The sequence below is a fragment of the Streptomyces sp. NBC_00386 genome, from assembly GCF_036063235.1.
In the GTDB taxonomy this organism is placed as follows: Bacteria; Actinomycetota; Actinomycetes; order Streptomycetales; family Streptomycetaceae; genus Streptomyces.
The window spans coordinates 7,356,079-7,375,271 of sequence record NZ_CP107950.1 but is presented as its reverse complement, the minus strand read 5'-3'; the positions used below and the strand labels follow the sequence as shown (position 1 = coordinate 7,375,271).

Below are 19,193 nucleotides of genomic sequence, written 5' to 3'. Positions count from 1 at the left end.
TCGTACTCAGGGACGTACTCAGAGTCAGAACGCCGAGACACCCGTCAGAGCGCGCCCGATGACCAGTTTCTGTATCTGGCTGGTTCCTTCGTAGAGGGTCATCACCCGGGCGTCGCGAAGGAGTTTGCCGACCGGGTACTCGTCGATGTAGCCGTAGCCGCCGTAGACCTGGAGGGCGTTGTTCGCCGCGCGCACGGCGGCCTCGGAGGCGAAGAGCTTGGCCTTGGAGGACTCGGTCGCGAACGGCAGTCCGCGGTCCACGAGGTCGGCGACCCGCCAGGTCAGCAGCCGCGCCGCGTCCACGTCGACGGCGATGTCGCTGAGCAGTTCCTGGACGAGCTGGTGGTGGGCGATCGTCTTGCCGAACTGCTCCCGCTCGGTCGCGTACGTCACCGCCGCGTCCAGGGCGGCCTGGGCGATGCCGACGCAGCCCGCGGCCACCGACATCCGGCCCTTCGCGAGTGCCGACATGGCCACCGTGAAGCCCTTGCCCTCGGGCGCCAGCATGGCGCTCGCCGGCACGCGTACGTCCTCGAAGGCGAGTTCGGCGGTGGCCTGGCCGCGCAGCCCGAGCTTGCCGTGGATGGTGCGGCGGGTCAGACCGGGGGTGTCGGTGGGCACCAGGAAGGCGGAGACGCCCTTGTGCCCCGGGGCGTCGGTGGAGCGGGCGAAGAGCAGCACGACGTCGGCCCAGGTGCCGTTCGTGATGAACATCTTGCTGCCGTTGATCACATAGTCGTCGCCGTCGCGCACGGCCCGCGTCGACAACTGGCCCGCGTCGGAGCCGGTGCCGGGCTCGGTGAGGCCGAAGCAGCCGACGTACTCGCCGGAGGTCAGCCCCGGCAGCCAGCGCCGCTTCTGCTCCTCGCTCCCCCAGGCGGCGATCGACTTGGCGACGAGCCCGAGCGAGACGGAGACGATCCCGCGCACGGAGGAGTCACCGCGCCCGAGTTCCTCGGTGACCAGGCAGTACGCGAGGTGGTCGCCGCCGCTGCCGCCGTACTCCTCGTCGACGGTGAGGCCGAGGAAGCCGACCTCGCCGAGCTTCTTCACGATGGACCGGTCCACGTCCTCCGCGCGGTCCCACGCGACGACGTGCGGGGTGATCTCGCGGTGCACGAAGTCCTTGGCGAGCTGCCGGACGGCGGTCTGCTCATCGCTGAGCCCGAGGTTCATGCCGGGTCACCCCACAGATAGCTGACATTGAAAGCCGTACATTTAAATTAGCACTGCTAGTTTCCAGTTGCAGCCCTACTATGTGCGCCATGGCCCGACCGCGCAAGCCCCTCCTCAGCACCGGCCGCATCGTCGAGACGGCACGGGCGCTGGTGGACGCCGAGGGCCTGGCGGCCGTCTCGACCCGCCGGCTCGCGGCGGAACTCGGGGTGAGCGGGCCCTCCCTCTACAACCACTTCCGCACCAAGGACCAGATCCTGGAAGCGGTCGCGGACTCGGTGAGCGCGCAGGTCGACCTGTCGATGTTCCAGGGCGGCCGCGACTGGCGGACCTCGCTGCACGACTGGGCCGTCTCCTACCGCGCCGCCCTGCGCGACCACCCGAACATCGTCCCGGTCCTCGCGCGCGGACCGGGCCGCAGGCCGGCCGGACTCCGGCTCGCCGACGCCGTCTTCGGCGCCATGGTCGAGGCGGGCTGGCCGCCGGCCCAGGCCACCTCGATCGGGGCGCTGATGCGGTACTTCATCATGGGGTCCGCGCTGGGTTCCTTCGCCGGCGGCTTCGTGGACGACGAGAGCGCGTACGACCCGGACGACTATCCGCATCTGGGGCAGGCGCACCTCCTCGCCGAACAGCAGGAGAAGATCGACGAGCGGGCCTTCGAGACGGGACTCGGCGCGCTGCTGGACGGCCTCGCCGTGCAGTACGCGAGGCTGGTCCGGGAGGGCTGAACAGGTCGGCGCGACTGTCCGGTACCGCCGGCGCGGCGGGCGTCCGGGGGCGGGTGTGGGTCCGGGGGCGGGTGTGCCTGCGGTTCGGGTTTCGTGTGACTCCTCCCCCGGCCGGAGTCGGGGGAGGAGTGCCGGCGGCCGGAGATCCGGGCCGAGCTGGCCTGACACCGGGCCGCGTCGGGTGCGCTCGCATCCTCCCGAGGCGGCCCGGAGACGTCTGCCGGACATGTCCGGAAGACCACCGGACATGCCTAGAAGACCACCAGGGCCCGGCCCCCCTTGCCCGCGATCATGTTGTCGAAGGCCGCGGGGATGCCGTCCAGGGCGATGCGGTCGGTGACCAGGCCCCCGAGGTCGAGACGGCCCGCGCGTACGTGCTCGGCGAGCACCGGGAGATCGCGGGCCGGGTCGGAGTTGCCGTACACGCAGCCGGCGAGGGTCCGGCCCCAGTGGAAGATCTCCAGGGCGTTGAAGGTGACCTGCTGGTCCTTGCCGCCGATGCCGACGACGGTGGTGCGGCCACCGCGCCGGGTCGACTCCCAGGCGGTACGGATGGTGACGGCGCGGCCGACGCACTCGACGGCGACGTCGACGCCCTGCTTGCCGGTGAGGGCGCGGATCTCGCGGGCGGTGGTGTCGGAGGCGACGACGTAGTCGGTGGCACCCGCCTCGCGGGCCAGTGACTCCTTCTCGGGCGAGACGTCGACCGCGACGATCTTCGAGGCGCCCGCGATCCGGGCGGCCTGGAGGGCGGCGAGCCCGACCCCGCCGGCCCCGAACACGGCGACGGTCTCACCGGGCCGGACCTTCGCGGAGTTGTGGACGGCGCCGTATCCGGTGAGGACCGCGCAGCCGAGCAGGGCGGCCTCGGTGAGCGGGATGCCGTCCGGGGCGGGCAGGACGCAGGACACCGGCACCACCGTCTCCTCCGCGAACGCGGCGACGTTCAGGCCGGGGTGCAGATCGCTGCCGTCGGAGGCGCGACGGGCGTACACGGTGCCGGCGCCGGTGAGCGCGTCGGCGCACAGCCACACCTCGCCCAGCGAGCAGGCGTGACAACTCCCGCAGGAGGGAGCCCAGTTGAGGACGACACGGGAGCCCGGGACGACCTGGGTGACACCTTCGCCGACGGCGACGACGGTACCGGCGCCCTCATGGCCGAGCACGGCGGGCACCGGCACCCTCATGGTGCCGTTGGACAGGGACAGGTCGGAGTGGCAGACCCCGGCGGCGGCGAGTCTCACCCGGACCTGGCCCGGTCCGGGGTCGGGGAGTTCGATCTCGGCGATCTCCAGCGGAGCACCCACGGCGGGAAGGACGGCGGCGCGAACCACGTGAACGCTCCTAGAACTGGAGGGACTTGGTCTGGAGGTACTCGGACAGTCCGTGGGCGCCGAGTTCGCGCCCCACGCCCGACTGCTTGTAACCCCCGAAGGGGGCCAGGGGGTTGAAGCGTCCCCCGTTGATGTCGACCTGGCCGGTGTCGAGCCGCCGCGCGAAGGCGACCGCCTCGGACTCCTCGCCCGCCCACACAGCGCCCGCGAGCCCGTAGACGGTGCCGTTGGCGATCCGCAGGGCGTCCTCGGTGTCCTCGTAGCGCAGGATCGACAGGACGGGGCCGAAGATCTCCTCCTGGGCGATCGTCATCCGCTCGGTGACGTCGGCGAAGACGGTGGGACTGACGAAGTAGCCCTGTTCACGCGGGGACTCGGGGCCGCCGGCGACGAGCCGCGCACCCTCGGCGACGCCCTTCTCGATGTAACCGCGCACCCGGTCCCGCTGCTTGGCGTTGACGACGGGTCCGATGCGGTCGCCGTACTTCGCGGCGGCGGCCGCGGCCAGCTCGACCGCCTCGTCGTAACGCTCGGCGGGGACCAGCATGCGGGTCCACGCGCTGCACGTCTGGCCGGAGTTGGACATCACGTTGGCGACGCCGACGTTCACGGCCTTGGCGAGGTCGGCGCTCGGCAGGATGACGTTCGCGGACTTGCCGCCGAGTTCGAGGGCGACGCGCTTGACCGCGGCGCCCGCGGTCGCGCCGATGCGCCGGCCGACGGCCGTGGAGCCGGTGAAGGAGACCAGGTCGACGTCCGGGTGCTCGGCGAGCGCCTGGCCGGCGACCGGGCCGAGGCCGGTGACGAGGTTGAAGACACCCGCCGGGACGCCCGCCTCGGCCACGGCCTCGGCGAAGAGCTGGGCGGTGAGCGGGGTGTCCTCGGCGGGCTTCAGCACCACCGTGCAGCCGGCGGCGAGCGCGGGGGCGACCTTGGCGACGATCTGGTGGAGCGGGTAGTTCCAGGGCGTGATCGCGCCGACGACACCGACGGGCTCCTGGTAGACGGTCGAGTTGCCGACCTTCTCCTCGAAGGCGTACGTCGCCGCCAGTTCGGCGTAGGAGCCGGCGACCAGCACCGGGACGCTCGCGTGCACCGCCTGGGAGAACGCGAGCGGCGCTCCCAGCTCGGCGGTGACGGTCTCGGCGATCTCGTCCTTGCGGGCGGCCAGCACGTCCCTCAGGGCGGCCAGCCTGGCGGCGCGTTCGGCGGGCGCGGTCGCGGCCCAGCCGGGGAACGCGGCACGGGCGGCGCGCACGGCGGCGTCGACGTCCAGGGCCGTGCCCGCCGGGACATGGCCGATCACCTGCTCGTCGACCGGGTTCACGACCTCGATCGTGTCCCGTCCGGCCGCGGGGCGCCACGCCCCGTCGATGTACATGCCGTCATGTGCCTTCATCGTGTTCCTCCCGGGCGGGGCAGCGTCGTCCGGACCCTAAACTAGCGATGATAGTTTTGCGGCGCCAGGGTGACCTGCCGCACGGCGGATCACCGGCCCCGCGCGAAGTCCGCGCCCCGCGTACCCCGGGGAGGTCACTCCTCCAGGTCGGGAAGCCGTTCCGGTGCCGGGCAGATCCGTTCGCCGCTCCGGTCGAAGACGAACAGGTGGGCGAGGTCCACGAGGAGCGGGATCTGCATGCCGTGGCGGAGTTCGATGTCGGGCGTGGTGCGGACGACGAGATCGCCGGGCAGCCGCCCCTCGGGCGGTGTCTGCCCGGGGTGATCGGCCTCGTCGTCCGAGGGGTGGTCGAGGACGACGACCGGTCCGGCCCGCAGCGCGCCGGCACGCCCCCGCAGCCGGTCCAGGACGGTACCGGCGTCACGGCGCCGTCGGCGCGTCGGGCGGGACGGGCGCGGCGACTCCAGGTCGGGCACGAAGGCCGGCCGCGAGCCCGTGTTGAAGTGGACCAGGACCTCGTGCCCCTGGAACTCCACATGCTCGACCAGACCGGTGATCGCCACCTCGCCCGGCCGGGCGTCGGACGCCCTGGCGAGCCTTATGGCCTCGGAGCGCAGCCCGACGATCACCTCACGGCCCTGCTGCACCCGGAGCAACTGATGGTCCAGACAGAGGGGTTCGGGCAGCCGCAGGTACTGCTTGCCGAGACTGATCGTCATGGCGCCGTCGAGCGGGGCCCGGACGAGTCCGCGCAGCAGGTTGATCCGCGGGGTGCCGATGAAGGCGGCGACGAAGACGTTCGCGGGCAGTCCGTAGACCGTGCGGGGCGTGCCCAGTTGCTGGAGGACTCCGCCGCGCATCACGGCGACCCGGTCACCGAGCGACATGGCCTCGGCCTGGTCGTGGGTGACGTAGACCGTGGTCGCGCCGAGGTCCCTGGTGAGCTTGGAGATCTCGGCCCGCAGGTGGTTGCGGAGTTTGGCGTCGAGGTTGGACAGCGGTTCGTCCATCAGGAAGGTGGAGGGGTGGCGCGCTATCGCCCGGCCCATCGCGACGCGCTGCCGCTCGCCGCCGGAGAGCTGGTTGGGGAAGCGGTCGAGGAGGTCCTGGATACCGAGCATCCGGGCGGTGGCGTCCACCCGGGCCCGGGGGTCCTCGCCGGGCGCCTCGATCCGCAGCGGGAAGCCGATGTTGTCGCGGCTGGTCATGCTCGGATAGAGGGCGAAGTTCTGGAACACCATCGCCATGTTCCGCTCGGAGGGCGGCAGGTCGTTGGCGTACTCGCCGTCCAGGCGCACCTCGCCCTCGGTGACCTCCTCCAGTCCCGCGATCATCCTGAGCACGGTCGACTTGCCGCAGCCGGAGGGGCCGAGCAGCACGAGGAACTCGCCGGGCCGGATGTCCAGCGAGAACCGTTCCACGGCACGGGGCCCGCGGGCGTACGACTTGCTGACGTGGTGCAGGGAGATGGCGCGTGTCATGACAGGTGCCCCCGGGGGCGTGCAAGGCGCTGGTGCTCCGCGGCCGGTCGTCCCGTACGGGTCGTACGGGACCTTGAGTCACGGAAGCTAACGGACCGCACACGTCCGGGGGAAGACACGTGGCGGTATCGGACGGGCGGGTTCGGTACGGGCGGAAACGGACGATCGGATACCGGTCGGGCCGGGACCGGGCACGGGGCTCCTTCGCCGCAACTCCGGTCCGCCGCACCGCGGTTCGCCTCACCGGGCGCCGGCCCGCCCCAGGATCTGCGTGAGGTGGGCGAAGGCGATGACGTTGGCGGCGTATCCGGACCTGTGGTCGTAGGCGCCGCCGCAGGTGATCAGCCGCAGCTCGGGGCGCCCCCGGCTGCCGTACACCTCCTGGTCGGGGAACTGTGCCTTCGCGTACGTACGTACGACGTCCACCGTATAGACGGCGGTCCGCCCGTCCACGCGTCGCGCCTCGACGCGCGCTCCGGGACGGATGCGTTCGAGCGGGGCGAAGACGGCGGGTCCGGTCCGGGTGTCGCGGTGGCCGACGACGAGGGCCGTACCGCGTTCGCCCGGTGTGGGACCGTCCGTGTACCAGCCGACGGGCTTCGGATCGTCCACGGGCGGCGCGGCGAGCCGTCTTTGGCGGTCCAGCCCGAGACCGATGACCGGTGCGTCGACGCCGAGGGAGGCAATGCGCAGGCGGACGGCCCGGGAGCGGGGCAGCGGTGCGGACGGGGATGCGGGGCGGGCCGCCCGGCGGGCGGCCGGGGACGGATGCCGCCGCGGGCCGCGCGCGTCGCCGCCGGGGCGGGCGTCCGGCCTGTGCCCGGTGCCCGCCCTGCCGGCCGGAGCCCGGGAGGCGGCGCCGTCGTCGCGTACGGCGCCGGACGCCACCGTCCCGGCGGGCTCACCGTCCCCCGCCCACCAGACGCCGCCCGCCACCAGTGCGACGGTGACCACCAGGGTCCTCGTCAGGCGGTAGGCGCGCGTCCGGTACCAGGGCCTCCGTCGTCTACGCGGCGCCATTGCTGCGTCGGCGCAGCCGCAGGAACACGACTCCCCCGGCCATGACGAGACCCGCGGCCGCCGCACCGGCCACCGGCGAGAAGTTCCGCTCGTGAGCGAGTCCGCCGCCGCCCGCCGGAGGTCCTCCGTTGGGGCCCGGACCGCCCTGCTGTCCGCCGGGGCCACCGCCCGGGCCGCCCGGACCGCCCTGCCGGCTCGGTGTCGCACTCGGTCCCCCGCCCAGCTGGCTGGGCGTCGCGCTGGGTCCGCCCCTGGTCGGCGTCGGGGTCGGGGTCGGAGCGCTGACGGGGCAGTCGACCTTGAAGACCTTGCTCTTGCCCGCGCCGTTCTCGCCCTGGAAGTTCCAGGTCAGCTTGTACTGGCCGTCGGGCAGGGTGAAGATGCGGGTTCCGGCGCGCCCGGTCTGGGACGCGGACAGCGTGCCCTCCAGGACGGGGTCGCCCGCGGCGCCGGGCTGGTGCGCGATCGACCAGGTGATCCGCTGCCCCGCGTCGAAGTTGAAGCCGTCGAGGTAGAACTGGCAGACCTTCGGATCGTCCCGCTGGTTGTCGAACGCGGTGTTCACGTCGTGGACCTTGACGTCGCCGTTGTCGCCGGGGGCGGCGACGGCGGCCGGGGCACCGAGGAGGGCGGTGCCCGCGACCGCGAGGGCGGCGAGGGCTCCGGCACCGCGATGTGGCGCGGAGAGGGACGGGGTGGACATGCGAGGCGCCTCCGAGTCAGATGATTTCATACGAATTTCAGGTCATCTGACTACTTCTCACATAAGATACAAAAAGGGACGCAACTGCGCCCCGGCCCCCGCCGTCTGTCGCTCTACCGGCGCAAAGGCGCTCCCGGGCCGCGGCGGCTCATGGGCATCCGCGGCGGCCTCGGGGCACGCGGCAGGCTCAGGGGCAGGCCGCCAGTTCCACGGGCACCCCGTTGAGGACCGCCGTTCCGGACAGCGGGTCGAGCAGCGAGCCGTCGAGGAGCTGGTTGACGTTGACTCCCGGATCCAGGGCGGCATGGCTCATCCGGGTGCCGGGGCGGTCGTGACCCCAGCCGTGCGGAAGGCTCACCACCCCGCGCCGTACGGTGTCGGTGACCTCCGCCGGGGCGATCACCTCACCGCCGGCGCCCCTGACCCGCACGGCCGCCCCGTCGGCGAGCCCCAGCCGGGCGGCGTCATCGGGGTGGATGTGCAGGGTGCAGCGGTTGGAACCGCCGGTGAGCGCGGGGATGTTGTGCATCCAGCTGTTGTTGGAGCGCAGATGACGGCGGCCGACGAGGACGATCGCCGCCGGGCGCTCACGCAGCGCCTCGCGCAGGCGCGGCAGATCACCGGCGATCGGCTCCGGAAGCAGCTCGACCTTCCCGCTGCGGGTCTTCAGCCGGCGCGGCAGGCTGGAGGAGAGCGGTCCGAGGTCGATGCCGTGCGGGTGCTCCAGCAGCTTGTCCAGGGTCAGGCCGTCGGGGCGGGCGCCGAAGCCGTCGCCGTACGGGCCGAGGCGCAGCATCATGTCGAGCCGGCGCTCGGGGCCGTTCTCGCCGGTGAGGGCGGCGGCGAGTTCACGCGGGTCGCGCCCGTGCACCGGGGACGCGCTGTCCCCGGCCGCCTTGGCGAGGGTGCCCTCGACGACCATGGTGTCCACGGCGGACGGGTCGGCTCCGTGCATGCCGGTCGCGGCGAGGACGAGCCGGGCGAGGATCTCGGTCTCCGCCATCCGGCCCTCCTCCAGGGGGACGGCGGGGCGGTTGTAGCGGACCTGGTTGCGGACGGCGAGGGTGTTGAACGCGAAGTCGTGGTGCGCGCTCCGGGAGGGCGGGGGCGGCGGGAGCACGACGTGGGCGTGGCGCGAGGTCTCGTTCAGGTAGGGGTCGACGCTGACCATGAAGTCCAGCGATTCGAGCGCCTTGTCGAGCCGGAGGCCGTCGGGCGCGGAGAGGACGGGGTTGGCGGCGACGGCGATGACCGCGCGGACCGGGCTGCCGTCCTCGGTCGGGGTGTCGATCTCCTCGGCCAGGGCGGCCAGGGGCAGTTCGCCCTTGGCCTCCGGGTGCCGGCTCACCCGGCTGTGCCAGCGGCCGAGGGCGAAGCCGTGGCCGGGGCCCGCCGGGCGTGTCCGGTCGGTGGCGGCCGTCGGGAAGAGGGCGCCGCCGGGCCGGTCGAGGTTGCCGGTGAGGATGTTGAGGACGTCCACCAGCCAGCTGGCCAGGGTGCCGTGCGGAACGGTGCAGCTGCCGATGCGGCCGTAGACGGCGGCGGTGGGCGCGGCGGCCAGCTCGCGCGCCAGCTCCCGGATGGTGACGGCGTCCACGTCGCAGGCCGCGCTCGCCGCCTCGGGGGTGAAGTCCCGCAGCGCGTCCGGGAGTTCGTCGACACCCTGGACGTGCGGGGCGAGTGCGCCGAGGTCGACGAGCTTCTCCTCGAACAGGACGTACGCCATCGCCGCGAGGAGCATCGCGTCGGTGCCGGGGCGGATGGCCACATGGCGGTCGGCGAGCTTGGCCGTGCGGGTGCGGCGCGGGTCGATGACGGTCAGCGTGCCGCCGCGGGCCCGCAGCGCCCGGAGCTTGCCGGGGAAGTCGGGGGCCGTGCACAGACTCCCGTTGGACTCCAGCGGGTTGGCGCCGATGAGCAGCAGGTGGTCGGTGTGGTCCAGGTCCGGCACGGGGATCGCGTTGGCGTCGCCGAACAGCAGTCCGCTCGACACGTGCTTGGGCATCTGGTCGAGCGTGGAGGCGGTGAAGACGCTGTGCGTGCGCAGGGCGCCGAGCAGGACGGTCGGATACAGGGCGCCGGCCATGGTGTGCACGTTCGGGTTGCCGAGGACGACGCCGAGGGCGTGCGGCCCGTACCGCTCGACGACCGGACGCAGTCCGGCGGCCACCGCGTCGAAGGCCTCCTCCCAGGTGGCCTCGCGCAGGACGCCGTCCTCGCGGACGAGGGGGGTGCGCAGCCGGTCGGGGTCGCCGTCGGCAGCGCCGAAGGAGGCACCCTTCGGACAGATGAAGCCCTTGCTGAACACGTCGCCCCGGTCACCCCGGGCGCCGGTCACCCGGGTGCCCTCGATGGTCAGGGTCAGCCCGCAGGTGGCCTCGCACAGGGGGCAGACGCGCAGCGCGGTTCGGGAGTCGGGGGTGGTACCGGAGGTACGGGACACGGGGTCCTCCCGGAGGGCGGTGGCTTGGGTGGCACACGGACGCGAGTGAGCATACCGACCGGTACGCATGACGGCGAGGGCCCTCCGGGCGTCCGTCGGAATTCCGCGCACCGGGTTCCCGCGCCCCGTGAGCGACGCGTCACGGACATCACCGCCCCGGGAAGGGACGGGGGGATCCGGGGAATCCGGGGAGCCCGAGAGGTCCGGGGAGCCCGAGAGGTCCGGGGAGCCCGAGAGGTCCGGGGAGCCCGAGAGGTCCGGGGAGCCCGAGAGGTCCGGGGAGCCCGAGAGGTCCGGGGAGCCCGAGAGGTCCGGGGAGCCCGAGAGGTCCGGGAAATTCGAAAAGTCCGGGAGTCCGGGGACTCCCCCTTGCACGCGCCGGACGCCGGCCGTCAGTCGAGGACCCTGGCCAGATACGCCCGCAGCAGCTCGCGGGTCTCCGCGATGATCCGCTCGTCCCCCTCGGGATCGACCCGGAAGGCGAGGTGGACCAGGGTGTCGGCGCTCTCCACGGCGACCAGGAAGCAGCGGCGGAGATCGTCGTCCGGTTCGCGGTCCAGGTAGCCGGAGAGCAGGTCGGTCAGGCGGTCGGCGACCCGGGTGTTGGGCTCGGCGTAACGGGCGCCGACGGGAATCTGGTTGCCGAAGTCGACGAGGGAGAAGCCCGGCGCGGTGCGCTTCATGGCGAGGTACTCGTCGAGCACCGCGTCCATCGCGGCCCGCCAGCCTCCCCCGCCCGCCTCGCGCAGACTCTCGGTGACGCGCTCGCTGTAGAGCTCCAGGTTGCGCTGGGCGAGCGCGTCGGCCATCGCCCGCTTGTTGCCGAAGAAGCGGTAGACGGAGCCGATGGGCACACCGGCCCGCTGGGCCACGGCCCGTGTGCTCAGCCCGTCGTAGCCCACCTCGTCGAGGAGGTCGGCGCAGGCGTCGAGGATTCTGGTCAGTCGTTCTGCGCTACGCCGCTGTACGGGCGCTCTGCGGAGCGAGGTCGCATGGGGCACGGGCTTCATGATGCCTTTCCGACGGAGTCCGGTGAACCTCGCCCATCAGTACGCACCTCCGTGCCATGACCACTCATTTCCTGCGGGCGCATCCGTGCCGTGACCACGCGTCGCGCCTCGGGCCCGCCACCTGGGAGGTCCCCGAGGCCGGCGGCGTCAGCGCGCCGCGGGCGACACCGTCGAGGCCGCGGCCCCGGCCTCGGGTGTCCGCGATTCCGGGCCGGGTGCCACGCCGGAGCCCGAGGCCGTGATGTCGGCCGTGCTCTCCACCGGCCTGCCGTGGACGGCCCATACGGTGCCGTCGTCCGCGTACAGCCGCGCGGTGATGTGGTGAGTGCCGCGCGGCACGAGGTGCCCGGCCAGGTGGTACTCGGCGGCGCGCAGCCGGGCGACGGTCCGGCCGTCGACATAGAGGTGCGCGATACCGCGCCCGGCGACCGGCACGGCGCGCGTGCCCGCGGGCGAGAAGCGGAAGTCGCGGACGGTCAGCCGCACGCGCCAGCCGTCGGCGGAGTCCGGCTGGATCTCGATCGCGACCTCGGGCGCCCCCTTCCTGTCCACCTCACGGTAGAGCCGTCCCTCCTCGTCCATCTCGTCGAGCAACGTGCCCACGGGCGAGGCGGAGACCGCGGTCCCCCGCTCGTGCGCATCACCGGCGCCGCAGCCCGCGGCTCCGCCGCACAGGGCGCAGACCACGAGCGCGGTGAGCAGTCCACACATCCACCGCATGTCCGGGAGCGTAGAACAAGGCGCCTTACGGCCGGATCCCCCTGAAGTCGGGTTCTTGGAGCGCCCCCACACCCTTGAGTACTAGGACCTGACCGGACAGGTCCTAGTCCCCTGGCACATTCCGGCCAACCCTCGGCCTGCCCCGGCCGGCCTCTTGCGCGGGGCGGGAGGGAATCCTACGGTGATGCATAGGAATCAGGCGCGAGGGAGCGATCATGAGCGGGGACGCGAGGAAGACGGCCGAGGGGCTGGCCTACCTCTCCGGATTCGGCAACGAACACAGCTCGGAGGCGGTCCCTGGGGCCCTGCCGCACGGCCGCAACGCGCCGCAGCGAGCACCCCTCGGCCTGTACGCGGAGCAGCTGAGCGGTTCGGCGTTCACCGAGCCGCGAGCGTCCAACCGGCGTTCGTGGCTCTACCGGATCCGGCCGTCGGCCGCGCACCCCGCGTTCACCCGCGCCGACAACGGCACGCTGCGGACGGCGCCGTTCACCGAGACGGTGCCCGACCCGAACCGGCTGCGCTGGAACCCGCTCCCCGAGCCCCCCGCCGGGACGGACTTCCTCGCGGGCCTGTGGACGCTCGGCGGCAACGGCGACGCCGGTCAGCGCACCGGGATCGCGGTGCACCTCTACCACGCCAACGCGTCGATGGAGCGGGTGTTCAGCGACGCCGACGGCGAGCTGCTCATCGTCCCGGAGCGCGGCGGGCTGCTGCTGCGCACCGAGTTCGGGCTCCTGCACGTGGAACCGGGCCAGATGGCGCTGATCCCCCGGGGGGTGCGTTTCCGGGTGGAGCTCCTGGACACGGCGCCGGAGGGCGGGCGCGCCCGCGGCGCCCGGGGTTATGTGTGCGAGAACTACGGGGCGCCCTTCCAGCTGCCCGACCTCGGCCCGATCGGCGCCAACGGCCTCGCCAACGCCCGCGACTTCCTCGCCCCGGTCGCCGCCTACGAGGACGTCGAGGGTCCCGTCGAGGTGGTGAACAAGTTCTGCGGCAACCTCTGGACGGCGACGTACGACCACTCGCCGCTGGACGTCGTCGCCTGGCACGGCAACCATGTGCCGTACGTCTACGACCTGCACCGTTTCAATGTGATCGGCTCCATCAGCTACGACCACCCGGACCCCTCGATCTTCACGGTGCTGACCTCGCCGTCCGACACCCCGGGTCTGGCCGGTGTCGACTTCGTCGTGTTCGCGCCGCGCTGGCTGGTGGGCGAGGACACGTTCCGGCCCCCGTACTTCCACCGGAACGTGATGAGCGAGTACATGGGCCTCATCGAGGGCGCCTACGACGCGAAGGCGGAGGGCTTCGTGCCGGGCGGCGGCTCGCTGCACAACATGATGTCGGCGCACGGTCCGGACCAGGAGACCTTCGACCGCGCCAGCGCCGCCGAGCTGAAGCCCCAGAAGATCGACGACGGTCTGGCGTTCATGTTCGAGACCCGCTGGCCGGTGACCGCGACGGCCCAGGCGGCCGGGGCGGAACATCTCCAGCAGGGCTACGACGACGTGTGGAAGGGCCTCGGGCGGCACTTCCGTCCGGCCGGCTGACTTTCACCGGCCGTTGCCTTCCACGCCCGCGACCTGTACGGATACCTCGTGACCTCCTTTGCTCCGGACTCGATCGTCCTGAACCGCAAGCTGCCGCTGTGGTATCAGGTGTCGCAGTCCCTGCGTGCCTCGATACTCGGCCGCGCTCCCCGGGATCCCCTGCGCCTGCCCACCGAGGAGCAGCTCGCGGGGCACTACGGCGTGAGCGTGCTGACCATGCGGCAGGCGCTCAAGGAGCTGGAGGTCGAGGGGCTCATCACCCGGCACCGCCGGCGGGGCACGTTCATCGAGCCGAGTGCGCGGCGGGGCGCGCCCGTGCGGCTGCTCGGCTCGGTGGACGCGATCGTGGCCCAGCAGTCGGGCATGACGACCGAGCTGCTGGGGCAGGGGAAGGCGCCCGTTTCCGGCGAACTGGCGGAATTCTTCCCGGATGTGACCGAGGTGGCGACGTACCACCGGCTGCGCAGCGACGAGACGACGGGCGAGCCGACCAACCACGCGCGCAACTACCTCCGGCCGGAGCTGGCCGACCGTATCGACCGGGAGGATCTGATCCGCTGGCCGATGACCAAAGTGCTGCGGGACGTGCTCGGGGTCGGCATCAGCCGGATCACCGACACGGTGGAGGCCACGCTCGCGGACCCGGAGACGGCACGTCTGCTCCAAGTGCCGCTGCTCAGCCCGATCCTGCGCTACACGGGCGTCATCCACGGCACGGACGGGCAGGCGCTGGACGTGGCGGTCATCCACTACCGGGGCGACCGCTTCTCGTTCACGGTCACCCTCGACGCACACTGACGATGGCGTACGGGGGCGGCGCGCGGCGCCCGCGTCGTACGATGCCGGGCGTGACGCCCGACGCCGCTCCGCTGCTCGCGGACCTCATGCCGTGGTCCGTCGCACCGCCGAGGCTGGGCCGGAGGTGGCCGACGGCACCCGACGCGGCCTCCCTGAAAGCCCGCTGGGACGCCCTCGTGCGGGCCGAAGGGGACGACCGCGAGACGCTGTTCGGGCCGACGCGGGCGCGCACGACGCACTCCGCGGTCGCCCAGCTTCCGGGCCAGTCCAGCGGGACGGGCCGCCTCGCCCGGGCGTCGGACCCCTGCCCGGCACCGGTCCGCGTGCTGAGCGCCCCCTTCGACGAGCAGTGGCTGATTCCCGACCACCGGCTGATCGACTCGGCCCGCCCCGAGCTGTGGCGGGTGGCGGGTGAGGAGCAGGTGTTCGCGGTCGAACAGAGCCCGGTGCCCGAGGTCTCCGGTCCGGCTCTGCTGGCCGCGTCCGTGCTGCCGTTGAGCGCGGGCCGCGGCGGGCGGGTGCGTCCGCTCTACCGGCGCCCCGGTGGCCGTGAACCGAACCTGGCGCCGGGCCTGCTGGAGCATCTGGGCTCCCGCCTCGGCGACACGCCCGCTCCCCTCGACGTCCTCGCCTGGACGATGGCGGTCGCGCGGCACGGCCGCGACGGATGCGCGGTCCCGCTCACCGCCGACCCCGAAGTGTGGTCGTACGGCGTCGAGTTGGGCCGGCGCATGCTGCGGCTGATGCGCCGGGACGGCGAGCGCCCCAAACTCCCCGGCGGCCGGCGGCCCTACGTCCGCGCGCCGCTGTCCGCCCTCCCCCAGGGACCCCGGCCGGCCGCGGGCCCCCCGTTCACCGACCCGTACTACGACCGCGCCGAGGAGTCCCTGCACCTCGGCGACGGCAGGATCTCGCCCGTGCCGCCCGAGGCCTGGGACTTCGAGGTCGGCGGCGCACGCGTGCTGGAACAGTGGTTCGCGGCGAGGACGGGGGCGGCGGAGCCGGGCACGCTGGAGGCGATCGGCCCCGTCGGCTGGCCGCAGGCGTGGACGTCCGAACTCCTCGAACTCATCACGGTGCTCGCGCTCCTCGCGGAACTGCGCCCCCAGCAGGCCGCGTTGGAGCCACGGTCACCGATCACCCGGACGGAACTGCGCACGGCCGGAGTGCTCCCGGTCCCGGACGCGGCGCGCCGCCCGGCCTCGGTGCTCGACCACCACGAAGAGGGCCCGGAGGGCCAGTTCGCGCTGATCTAGGGCCTGTCTCCAGTTGGAATCAGCAGGCTCTTGGTGCCCGGACGGGCAATGTTCGCCCCGTCGCGACGTCCGGCACTCCCTGACGGCCGGACGTCGGCTGCCGGGAACCGCCGGCCGACGACCACCGGATCACCCCGCGGCAATCAGTGCATGACAAAGGTGGTGGAGAGGAGTCATGATCCACCGCATGCAGCCAGAGCCCCTGCCCCTCGAAGGCATCACCGTCGTCGCCGTCGAACAAGCCGTCGCCGCGCCGTTCGCGACCCGGCAGCTCGCCGATCTCGGCGCCCGGGTCGTCAAGGTCGAGCGGATCGACGGCGGGGACTTCGCGCGCGGCTACGACACCGCGGCCCAGGGCCTGGCCTCGCATTTCGTGTGGTGCAACCGGGGCAAGGAGTCCGTCGCCCTCGATCTGAAGGACCCGCGCGGACTCGATGTCGTCCGCCGGCTCGTCGCGGACGCGGACGTGTTCGTGCAGAACCTCGCCCAGGGTGCGGCGGCGCGGCTGGGCCTGGACGCGGCGACCCTGTGTGCCGGGCATCCCCGGCTGATCGCCGTGGACATCTCCGGATACGGGCCGTCGGGGCCGTACGCCGGCAAACGGGCGTACGACATGCTCGTGCAGTGCGAGGCGGGGCTCGTGTCGGTGACCGGGACCCCCGAGCAGCCGGTGAAGGCGGGCATCCCGGCCGCGGACATCGCGGCGGCCATGTACGCCTTCTCGGGGGTCCTCGCGGCCCTGGTGCGGCGCGGCACGACCGGGCGCGGGGGCCCGGTCGAGGTGTCGATGCTGGACGCGCTCGCGGAGTGGATGGGGCATCCGCTGCACCACGCGATGCACGACGGGACCGCACCGGCTCGCACGGGCCTCGCCCACGCCGTCATCGTTCCCTACGACGCCTATTCGACGGCGGACGGCGGGCGCGTGCTGTTGTCGGTGCAGAACGACCGGGAGTGGCGGCGGCTCGCCCAACAGGTTCTGGGGCGGCCCGAGACGGCGGACGATCCCCGTTTCGCGACGAACGCGGCGCGGGTGGCGGGCCGGGAGCGCGTGGACGCGCTGGTCGCCGAGGCGCTGGGCGCGCTGGGCGCCGACGAGGCGGTGGCCCGCCTGGAGACCGCGGGCATCGCCTGCGCACGGCTGCGGGACGTAGGGGAGGTGGCGGAGCATCCGCAGCTGGCGGCCAGGAACAGATGGCGGGAGGTGGGATCGCCGGCCGGGCCGCTACGGGCCCTGCTGCCTCCGATCACCCTGCCGGGCGGGCCGGAGGCGCGGATGGGGTCCGTCCCGCGGCTCGGCGAGCACACAGGGGTGGTGTTGCGGGCGCTGGGCATGACGGACGCGGACGTCGCCGAGCTGCGGCGGGACGGAGTGGTGCGCTGAGCCTCACGGCTCAGTGATGGTGGTGACCCGCGCTCCGGATGTGGTGATCACCGGGCGCCGCTGCCCGCCGTGGGGATGACGGACGCGGAGGGGCAGCGTTGCGCCGGTTCGGTGGAGTCGTCGGAGCGCGGGTCGAGAAGGCCGGTGACGACAGCGGTCAGCGGTCGCCGAACAGCGAGCGGCGCAGCCGCCTGAGCGGCGCGAACAGCGAGACCCGCCGCACGCGCGCACTCCTGGAGCCGCTGTCGTGCGCGTGGTCACGGGTCGTGAGCTCACGCATCAGCGACGTCGCCTCGACCGTCTCGCGCTGCGGTATGGCAGGGCCACCGAGCACCGCGAGATGTCGGTCGAGGCGCGAACTGGTCGCGCTGCTCCCGCACGTGATCGCAGGGACGCGTGCCCTGCTGCGCACTGTTATCTGTTCCATGTCACTCCCCACCCGTACAAGTCCACCCGGCCCGGGCAGACTAACCCTATCGCCCCCTCACGGCGCGCGTGTATCTCGGACAAAGGATTCACCTTCCCCATAAGGGGGTTGACGGTTACTCTCCGAATCCAACCGTTTCCAGGGCGAGTTGGACAACCGGCGAGGTGGTGGGCTGTTCTGAGCCCCCGTGAGGCTCGACGGTCACTGCGAGTGACGTCGCGTTCGTGTTCAGCTCGTCGGCGACGAGGGGCGTGTCGCCGACGAAGAGACCGAGGGAACGCGGTTTCTCGTTGGGGCGCATGAGCCACAGCTGATGGACGCGCCCGCCGGAGGGCGTGCCGAGTCCGCTGAGTGTCACGACGGCGCGCCGCTCCGACGCGGAGGCCACTACTCCGATTCCGCGGCCCCGCGCGTCCCGTTCACCGGTCGCCCGCGCGTCCGGTGCCGCGAGAACGTGGGCGATCTCACGCGCCTGGGCGCGCTCCTGGTTCAGCTCGTCGCGCGCCTGGGTCGCCTGCACCGCGAAGAGCGCGGCGACGACGAGGGCCGCGGCGGCCGTGGCGGTGGCGAGCGGGGCGAACAGCGGGCGGAGCCGGGGGGCTCGCGCACGCACGGGCTGATGGGCCGGCCGCGCACGGGGCAGGTCCCGGGCCGCGTGTTCCTGCGGTGTCGTCCGTACGGCGGTCAGCACCCGCGCGCGCAGCGCGGCCGGCGGGGCCGCCGCCGTGGACCAGGCGAGCCGTACCGCGTCCTCGGTCAGCGCCCGCACCTCCTCGGCACAGCGGTCACAGCCCTTCAGGTGACGTTCGAAGCGGCGCCTCTCGTCGCTCTCCAGCGCGTCGAGGGCGTAGGGGGCGGCGAGCGAGTGCAGATCGCGGCCCAGCAGACGGTCGAGGACGCTCATGCGGCACCCCCCTCTCTTCCGTTCGGATCACGGCCCGGCAGGCGGTCGTCGGCGTTCACGCGACTCCTCCCAGGCAATCGCGCAGGCGGGTGAGCCCGTCGCGCATACGGGTCTTGACGGTGCCCAGCGGCAGGGAGAGCCGCTCGGCGACCTCTCGGTAGGTGTAGCCGTCGTAGTAGGCGAGGGTGACGGACTGCCGCTGAAGGGCGGTGAGCCGGTCGAGGCAGCGGCGGACCCACTCGCGTTCGAGCCCGGCCTCGACCTCCTCGGCGACCTGGTCGAAGGCGGGGCGGTGGTTGCGCTGCCCCTCGCGCTGCTCGCGCTCGGTGGCCGCGCGGGCGCTGCGCACCCTGTCGACGGCACGGCGGTGCGCGAGCGTGAGGATCCAGGACAGTGCGCTGCCGCGTCCGGGGTCGAACCGCGGCGCGGAGCGCCAGAGTTCGAGCAGCACCTCCTGCGACACCTCCTCCGACTGCGCCGGGTCCCGCACCACGCGGCGCACCAGTCCGAACACCGGCCCGGACACCAGTCCGTACAGCTCCTCGAACGCCTTCTGGTCGCCTCCGGCCACCAGTACCAGTAGCTCGTCAGCCTCCACCCGTCCCCCTCTCCGGCCGTGCACGGCCCGTCCTTTCCCCTACGTCTTCGCAGCGAACCTGTCTACGGATGGGTTACGGATCAGCGAGCCGAAAACGCGCGTCCACCGCTGATCAGTTCCTGTCTCCGAGGCCTGTTCGTCCGCGTGTCCGCCGGCGCCCGTCCCCCTGTCCGCGACCGGCACTGTCGCACGTCCCGCGCCGACCGGTTCGGGCGGCCGTCGGGAAAGAAGCCGCCCCGTCGATGAAACAAGC

At 72.8% G+C, this 19,193-nt stretch carries 17 protein-coding genes; 5 read left to right on the top strand and 12 right to left on the bottom strand.

The window, feature by feature from the left end; genetic code table 11:
• Positions 1 to 24: 24 nt before the first annotated feature.
• The gene (locus OG780_RS32390) at positions 25 to 1,176 is read right to left on the bottom strand and encodes an acyl-CoA dehydrogenase family protein (protein WP_328454164.1); all 1,152 of its coding nucleotides are present in this window, start codon (positions 1,174 to 1,176) and stop codon (positions 25 to 27) included.
• Positions 1,177 to 1,265: 89 nt separating this feature from the next.
• Between OG780_RS32390 and OG780_RS32385 the strand changes: the two genes are divergently transcribed.
• Positions 1,266 to 1,907: a TetR/AcrR family transcriptional regulator gene (locus tag OG780_RS32385; protein WP_328454162.1), complete on the top strand. Its 642-nt coding sequence runs from the start codon at positions 1,266 to 1,268 to the stop codon at positions 1,905 to 1,907.
• Positions 1,908 to 2,158: 251 nt separating this feature from the next.
• Here the strand turns inward: OG780_RS32385 and OG780_RS32380 are convergent, their stop codons facing one another.
• From OG780_RS32380 to OG780_RS32345, 8 genes are all read right to left on the bottom strand, one after another.
• Positions 2,159 to 3,241, bottom strand: a complete 1,083-nt coding sequence (locus tag OG780_RS32380) for a Zn-dependent alcohol dehydrogenase (protein ID WP_328454160.1) — start codon at positions 3,239 to 3,241, stop codon at positions 2,159 to 2,161.
• 10 nt (positions 3,242 to 3,251) lie between these two features.
• A complete protein-coding gene (locus OG780_RS32375) occupies positions 3,252 to 4,640 on the bottom strand; it encodes an aldehyde dehydrogenase family protein (protein ID WP_328454158.1) in 1,389 nt (462 codons plus the stop codon).
• A 134-nt stretch (positions 4,641 to 4,774) separates the two neighbouring features.
• On the bottom strand, positions 4,775 to 6,121 hold the full coding sequence (locus OG780_RS32370) for an ABC transporter ATP-binding protein (RefSeq protein WP_328454156.1): 1,347 nt from the start codon (positions 6,119 to 6,121) through the stop codon (positions 4,775 to 4,777).
• 240 nt (positions 6,122 to 6,361) lie between these two features.
• Complete coding sequence (locus tag OG780_RS32365; protein WP_328454154.1) at positions 6,362 to 7,141, bottom strand: class F sortase; 780 nt, start codon at positions 7,139 to 7,141, stop codon at positions 6,362 to 6,364.
• Positions 7,128 to 7,844, bottom strand: coding sequence for a hypothetical protein (locus tag OG780_RS32360; RefSeq protein ID WP_328454151.1), 717 nt, complete (start codon positions 7,842 to 7,844; stop codon positions 7,128 to 7,130). Before OG780_RS32360 ends, OG780_RS32365 begins: the two co-directional genes overlap by 14 nt.
• Positions 7,845 to 8,031: 187 nt before the next feature.
• Positions 8,032 to 10,287 carry a molybdopterin oxidoreductase family protein gene (locus tag OG780_RS32355; RefSeq protein WP_328454149.1) on the bottom strand — a complete coding sequence of 752 codons (2,256 nt, stop codon included), beginning with the start codon at positions 10,285 to 10,287 and terminating at the stop codon, positions 8,032 to 8,034.
• Between the two features lie 392 nt (positions 10,288 to 10,679).
• Positions 10,680 to 11,297: a TetR/AcrR family transcriptional regulator gene (locus tag OG780_RS32350; protein ID WP_328454147.1), complete on the bottom strand. Its 618-nt coding sequence runs from the start codon at positions 11,295 to 11,297 to the stop codon at positions 10,680 to 10,682.
• A gap of 147 nt (positions 11,298 to 11,444) precedes the next feature.
• Complete coding sequence (locus tag OG780_RS32345; RefSeq protein ID WP_328454145.1) at positions 11,445 to 12,017, bottom strand: hypothetical protein; 573 nt, start codon at positions 12,015 to 12,017, stop codon at positions 11,445 to 11,447.
• A gap of 215 nt (positions 12,018 to 12,232) precedes the next feature.
• On the opposite strand from OG780_RS32345, the gene hmgA reads away from it, so the two are divergent.
• The 4 genes from hmgA to OG780_RS32325 all read left to right on the top strand — a co-directional run bounded on the left by hmgA (position 12,233) and on the right by OG780_RS32325 (position 17,011).
• On the top strand, positions 12,233 to 13,573 hold the full coding sequence (gene hmgA / locus OG780_RS32340; protein ID WP_328454143.1) for a homogentisate 1,2-dioxygenase: 1,341 nt from the start codon (positions 12,233 to 12,235) through the stop codon (positions 13,571 to 13,573).
• Positions 13,574 to 13,621: 48 nt separating this feature from the next.
• Positions 13,622 to 14,371, top strand: a complete 750-nt coding sequence (locus tag OG780_RS32335; RefSeq protein WP_328454141.1) for a GntR family transcriptional regulator — start codon at positions 13,622 to 13,624, stop codon at positions 14,369 to 14,371.
• A 41-nt stretch (positions 14,372 to 14,412) separates the two neighbouring features.
• Entirely contained in the window at positions 14,413 to 15,627 is a 1,215-nt protein-coding gene (locus OG780_RS32330; protein WP_328458552.1) for a type ISP restriction/modification enzyme, read from the top strand.
• Positions 15,628 to 15,814: 187 nt separating this feature from the next.
• The gene (locus OG780_RS32325; RefSeq protein ID WP_443062244.1) at positions 15,815 to 17,011 is read left to right on the top strand and encodes a CaiB/BaiF CoA transferase family protein; all 1,197 of its coding nucleotides are present in this window, start codon (positions 15,815 to 15,817) and stop codon (positions 17,009 to 17,011) included.
• Between the two features lie 157 nt (positions 17,012 to 17,168).
• Here OG780_RS32325 and OG780_RS32320 read toward each other — a convergent pair whose 3' ends face one another.
• The 3 genes from OG780_RS32320 to OG780_RS32310 all read right to left on the bottom strand — a co-directional run bounded on the left by OG780_RS32320 (position 17,169) and on the right by OG780_RS32310 (position 18,940).
• Positions 17,169 to 17,438 (bottom strand): hypothetical protein, encoded by a 270-nt coding sequence (locus OG780_RS32320; RefSeq protein ID WP_328454137.1) that lies wholly within the window; start codon positions 17,436 to 17,438, stop codon positions 17,169 to 17,171.
• 115 nt (positions 17,439 to 17,553) lie between these two features.
• Positions 17,554 to 18,342 carry an anti-sigma factor gene (locus OG780_RS32315; RefSeq protein ID WP_328454135.1) on the bottom strand — a complete coding sequence of 263 codons (789 nt, stop codon included), beginning with the start codon at positions 18,340 to 18,342 and terminating at the stop codon, positions 17,554 to 17,556.
• A 55-nt stretch (positions 18,343 to 18,397) separates the two neighbouring features.
• Positions 18,398 to 18,940, bottom strand: a complete 543-nt coding sequence (locus tag OG780_RS32310) for a sigma-70 family RNA polymerase sigma factor (RefSeq protein WP_037628546.1) — start codon at positions 18,938 to 18,940, stop codon at positions 18,398 to 18,400.
• Positions 18,941 to 19,193: the final 253 nt, after the last annotated feature.